The organism is Gemmatimonas sp. (assembly GCF_044345575.1).
In the GTDB taxonomy this organism is placed as follows: Bacteria; Gemmatimonadota; Gemmatimonadetes; order Gemmatimonadales; family Gemmatimonadaceae; genus Gemmatimonas.
The window spans coordinates 1-5,254 of the sequence record NZ_JBIJAW010000233.1 but is presented as its reverse complement, the minus strand read 5'-3'; the positions used below and the strand labels follow the sequence as shown (position 1 = coordinate 5,254).

The following is a 5,254-nucleotide window of genomic DNA, read 5'->3' as shown; positions in this document are numbered from 1 at the left end:
CTCGAATCTCAGAGCTCAGTACCCAATCGGCCCAAGGCGGAAGAGGGAGAGCGGCCACGCCAGCGCCCCCGGCTCCGTCCCGATGAGAAACCACTCGCCGTACTTGCGGTCGGCCGGCGTGTTGGCGTCCGCGGGCTTGCCCGTCGTGCGGTCGATGTCGACGGCCACGACTCCCGGCGGCGGGGTCCACGCGCCGGCGGTGCGATTTTCGTAAGCAGCGGCGATCACTCGGCCGGCGATGGGTGCAGCGAGCGTGCCGCCGGCGGCACCGGGCGCGATCATCGCGGGCTTGTCGAAGCCCAGCCATACCCCCGTGACGAGTTCGGGAGTCATGCCCACGAACCACACGTCGGTGTTGTCGTTCGTGGTGCCGGTCTTTCCAGCCACCGGTATGCGCTCGGGGACGATGCGGCGCAGCGCCGTCGCGGTCCCCCGCTCCACCACATCCCGCAGGATATCGCGCATGATGAAGGCGACGCGCGGGTCCATGGCCGAGCGCATGGGCGCGCTCTGCGGCGTGAACACCGCGCGCCCGCCGCGATCCTCGATGCGCACGATGAAGCGCGGGTCGACACTCACGCCACCGTTATCGAAGCTCGCGTACGCGGCCACGAAGTCGAGCGGCTGCACCGCACTCGCACCCAGGGCGCTCGAGGGATAGGGCGCGATGGGCGCGCGCAGCCCCGCACGACGGGCGAGCGCGATCACGCTGTCCATGCTCACGCTCATCGCGAGCTGCACCGCCACGGGATTACGTGAGCGCGTGAGCGCCTCCCGCACGGTGAGCGCGCCGAGGAATTCGTTGTCGGCGTTGTCGGGGGAGTAGACCTGTCCGTTGTCGAGGCGCACGCGCAGCGCCGTGTCGGCCACGACGGCGTTGGCGGTGAGCCCCTGCCCGATCGCCTGCGCGTACACGAACGCCTTGAAGCTCGAGCCAGGCTGCCGGTTCCCGTCGATGGCCCGGTTGAAGCTCGAGCGCGCGTAGTCGCGCCCACCCACCAGCGCGCGCACATCGCCGGTGGTCGGGTCGATCACCACCACCGCGCCCTCGAGACACGCGTCCACGCGCGGCTTCCGCGCGTTTGCCGCCGACGGCGGTGGCGTGCTGCTCTTGGCACACTTGAGCCCGCGGAAGCCGGGGCGGTTCTCGATCTCGTCGATCCCCTCAGAGAGCGCGCGCTGGGCGCTGCGCTGCAGCACGGGATCGATGGTGGTCTGAATGCGGAACCCGCCGTTCATCACATTCACGCCGGCGCGTTCGGCCTGCACGCGCACCACATCGGTTACCCACGGCGCGAGCTTCTCACCGCGATGGACGGTGCGCACGGGCTCCCGCTGCGCGGCCGTCGCCTGAGCAGCGGTGATGTACCCCTGCTCGGCCATGAGGGCGAGCACCGTGTTGCGACGCTCGCGATTGCGTTCGGTGTTCCGTGCGGGATCGTAGATGGTGGGGCTCTTCGGCATGCTCGCGAGACTCGCCGCCTCGGCCAGCGTGAGCTCGGCGGCCGGTTTCCCGAAGAAGTGACGCGCCGCCATTTCGATGCCGAAGCCGCCGCGGCCGAAGTCGAGCTGGTTGAGGAATGCCTCGAGGATCTGCTCCTTGCTGTAGTGGCGCTCCATTTCGCGCGCCGCCTGCTGTTCGCGCAGTTTGCGCGTGGGCGACTTGTCGCGGCGGTCGATCACGTCGGGGTGCATGTTGCCCACGAGCAGCTGCGTGATGGTGCTCGCGCCGCGCAGGTTGCCCTTGGTCACCGCGTCCTTGAGGGCGCCGGCCACGCCCACGAGGTCCACGCCGTCGTGCTGATAGAAGCGCTTGTCTTCCACCGCGATGAACGCCTGCCCCACGTAGCGGGGGAGGGTGCGCAGGGGCACGCTGAGGCGGCGCTCCCGGCCGATCTCACCGATGACGCTGCCGTCGCGGCCCAGCACCAGGGTGGCCTGGGGGGGCGTGATGATTTTCCAGGGTTCGCCGGAGCCGGCGGTGGTTTGGGCCCGGAGCGGGAAGAACGACGCCGAAAAGCAGACGGCAGACGGCAGGAACCACAGTTTGGCAGACGGGAGTAACCACGCTCTTGTCATGGATGAATTCTACACTGCCAGGCTGGGACCGATCCCGGGAGGGTTTGCCGTTATCTTGCGTATATGCCAGGTGATCCGATTCGTCCGCTGACCATCGCGCTGTGCCAGTTCGCCCCCCGCAAGGGCGACACGGCCGGCAACCTTGCCCGTGTGGGCCGGCTCTGCGCGCAGGCCGCCACCCTCGAGCCGCGCCCGCAGGTGGTGCATTTCCCCGAAACGGCGCTGTCCGGCTATTTCGTGGAAGGCGGCGTGCGGGAGGTGGCCTGCACGGCCGGTGCCCTCGCCTACGACCTCGACGAGGCCTACCGCACGGCGTGCGCTACAGCCGGCATGGAGCCGGTGCCGCTCGATGTGGTCATCGGCTTCTACGAAAGGTGGCGTGACACGCTGCACAACAGCGCGGCGTATCTCACCATCGGCCTCGATGACGGGCCGCCGAACGTGCGGCACGTGCACCGCAAGAACTTCCTTCCCACCTACGGGCTGTTCGACGAAGAGCGTTTCGTGGAACGCGGCACCGACATCCGCGCCTTCGAAACACCGTGGGGACGGGCCGCGATCCTCGTGTGCGAAGATGCGTGGCATTCGATCAGCGGCACCATTGCCGCGCTCGACGGTGCGCAGGTGGTGTTCGTGTCGTCAGCCGCTCCGGCTCGTGGCTCGTGGCCACGTGAAGACGGCGTCCCCGGCCCCGCCAGTGCGGCCCGCTGGGAACGCCTCATTCGCGACATCGCCAGCGAGCACGGTGTGTTCACCAGTTTCGTGAACCTCGTGGGCAGCGAGGGCGGCAAGCGCTTCTTCGGCACCTCGCACCTCGTGGGTCCCGGCGGTGACGTGCGCGGGCGGGCGCCGGTGTGGGCCGAGAGCTTTGCCAGCTTCACCGTCGATCTCGACGATCTCGTGCGCGCGCGCTCGGACAGTCCGCTGCTCAGTGACCTGCGCGTGGCCCTGCCGCATGTGCTCGACAACGTGAAGCGCGTGACTGAAGGCTGGCCGGTGCAATTGGCGTACGACGGCCCCGAACCGGCCGCCGCCGATCTTTTGCGCGGGGCGCGCGGCTTCACCACCGGCGAGTTCGCGATTCCCGAGGAGTTGCTGCAGAAGGCCAACACCGTCGTGCGCGCCCTGCCCGAGCACTTGCCGGTCCTGCGGCATGGTGTGCGTGATCAGGGCGGACCGCCGCCGCTCGCCCTCGACTGCGAACTCACCGAAGAGTGGCTGGTGGGCTTCCTGCGCGAGGAGATGGCACGCCGTGGCTTCGGCAAGGCGGTCATCGGGATCTCGGGCGGTGTGGACAGTGCCGTGTCGGCCTCACTGGCGGTTGAAGCGCTCGGCCGTGAGAACGTGATCGGCGTGCGCTTGCCGTATCGCACCTCCAGTCCCGAGTCGCTCGAGCACGCACAGATCGTCATCGATGCCCTCGGTATCGAATCCCGCACGGTCGACATCTCGCCGGCCGTGGACGGCTATCTCGCCAACGAGCCCGACGCCGACGGGGCGCGCCGTGGCAATGTGATGGCGCGCCTGCGCATGATCGCGCTCTTCGATCTGTCGGCACGCTATCGCGCCCTGCCCATCGGCACCGGCAACAAGACGGAGCGCCTCTTCGGCTACTTCACGTGGCACGCCGACGATTCGCCGCCGGTGAATCCCATCGGCGATCTGTACAAGACGCAGGTATGGCAGCTGGCACGCTACCTCGGCGTTCCCGATGTGGTCGTGAACAAGGCACCCACCGCCGATCTGATCGCGGGACAAACCGACGAAGGTGACCTCGGCATCAGCTACGCACGGGCCGATGAAATCCTCAACGGCTTGCTGCACGGCTTCACGCACGAAGCGTTGCGGGCGCGCGGGTACAACGAGGATGAACTGGCCATCGTGGAGCGCCGCCTCAACGGCACGCACTGGAAGCGGCGGCCGCCTTCGGTTGCTCTTTTGAGTCAGAGCGGAATTGGGGAATCGTATCTGCGGCCGGTGGATTACTGAGCCACGGGCCCTCGGTTTGGGCCAGTGGGTTGGAACTGATATTGGGAGAAAAGGGGAAAGGGAGAACAGGAGAGCGAGTCTCTTTTTCTCCCTTTCCCCTTTTCTCCCATTGTCAGTTCCCCCTTTTCTCCATGGAGCTCGACCGCGCCGACAAGCTAGCGCCTCGGGTTCTCCCACAGACGAGCCGGATCGGCCACCGCGAGCTCGCAGCAGAAGGCCGCAATGCGCTCCACAGCCTGCGCCATGAACGTGGCGCCACGCTCGGCCGTCGCCGCGCGCGGATCTCCCACCCCCGTGTCGTTGGTGGCCTGCGTCCACCGGCGCGGCATCCACGCCACGCCGTTGCGTACGCCTTCGAGCGTGCTGGGGTTGGTGCTGCCGTCGCCCCACGTGTCACGGTCGGGCACCACAAGCTGCGGCGCCACGTGCATCACGGCCGCCGTCTCCAGTTCGCCAGCGTGATCACCGGGCTCGGTGAAGACGCGGTGATCAGCGGCCTGCCACCAGTTCACGATGGCGAGCATGATGTGGGTGCTCGGCTGCAGTTCGCGCACGAGCGCGCGCAGCTCGTTGCCCCCGTGCGCGTTGATCAGCACCAGTCCACGCACGCCGTGCGGCTCGAGACTCTTCACCACGTCGCGCAGAATGGCCAGCTGGGTACTGGGCATCACGTTGATGGTGAGCGGCAAGTCGAGCTGGGTGGTGTTCACGCCGAACGGGATGACGGGCAGCGCGACCACATTGGTGCCATTCGCGATACACGCGGACGCCACGCGTGCCGCCACTTCGCCGCCGAGCAGGGTGTCGGTGCCATAGGGCAAGTGCGTGTTGTGCGGCTCGGTGGCGCCGAAGGGGAGCAGCGCCACGGGCCACGTGGCATCACGCATGGTAGGCCACGTGTTCTCCTGGAGCACGCCAGGGCGCGGCGCGTAGGCGCGGGGCGAAGTGTCGCTCACTGGATCATCGGGTCATCGTGCGGCTGGGTCGAACGGGGACGGCGCCAAGCGTAACTGCGCCAAGCGTAACGGCGCCAGACGTGACCGCGCTAGGCGTAACGGCGCCGTGAGGGCTCGCGTTGTTCCGTCTGGCGCTGTCATGCCTCGCGCCGCTACGTCTGGCGCTTTTTCCCGCCGTTACCCCGCGCCGTTGCCCCGCGCTTTTACGCCGCCCACTCCGCCGCGAATGC

Annotated in this window: 3 protein-coding genes and 1 pseudogene; 2 read left to right on the top strand and 2 right to left on the bottom strand. The window is 68.1% G+C overall.

Annotated features, from left to right (window positions below; all coding sequences use genetic code 11):
• Window positions 1–15 precede the first annotated feature (15 nt).
• Window positions 16–2,079, bottom strand: coding sequence for a PBP1A family penicillin-binding protein (locus ACIQ6O_RS12400; protein WP_396208102.1), 2,064 nt, complete (start codon window positions 2,077–2,079; stop codon window positions 16–18).
• A 63-nt stretch (window positions 2,080–2,142) separates the two neighbouring features.
• On the opposite strand from ACIQ6O_RS12400, the pseudogene ACIQ6O_RS12395 reads away from it, so the two are divergent.
• Both ACIQ6O_RS12395 and ACIQ6O_RS12390 read left to right on the top strand, forming a co-directional pair.
• Window positions 2,143–2,979, top strand: a pseudogene (locus tag ACIQ6O_RS12395) (nitrilase-related carbon-nitrogen hydrolase); the annotation flags it as partial.
• Between the two features lie 258 nt (window positions 2,980–3,237).
• Window positions 3,238–4,068, top strand: a complete 831-nt coding sequence (locus tag ACIQ6O_RS12390; RefSeq protein WP_396208103.1) for an NAD+ synthase — start codon at window positions 3,238–3,240, stop codon at window positions 4,066–4,068.
• Window positions 4,069–4,223: 155 nt separating this feature from the next.
• On the opposite strand, the gene ACIQ6O_RS12385 is transcribed toward ACIQ6O_RS12390, so the two are convergent.
• Entirely contained in the window at window positions 4,224–5,024 is an 801-nt protein-coding gene (locus ACIQ6O_RS12385; protein ID WP_396208101.1) for a creatininase family protein, read from the bottom strand.
• Window positions 5,025–5,254: the final 230 nt, after the last annotated feature.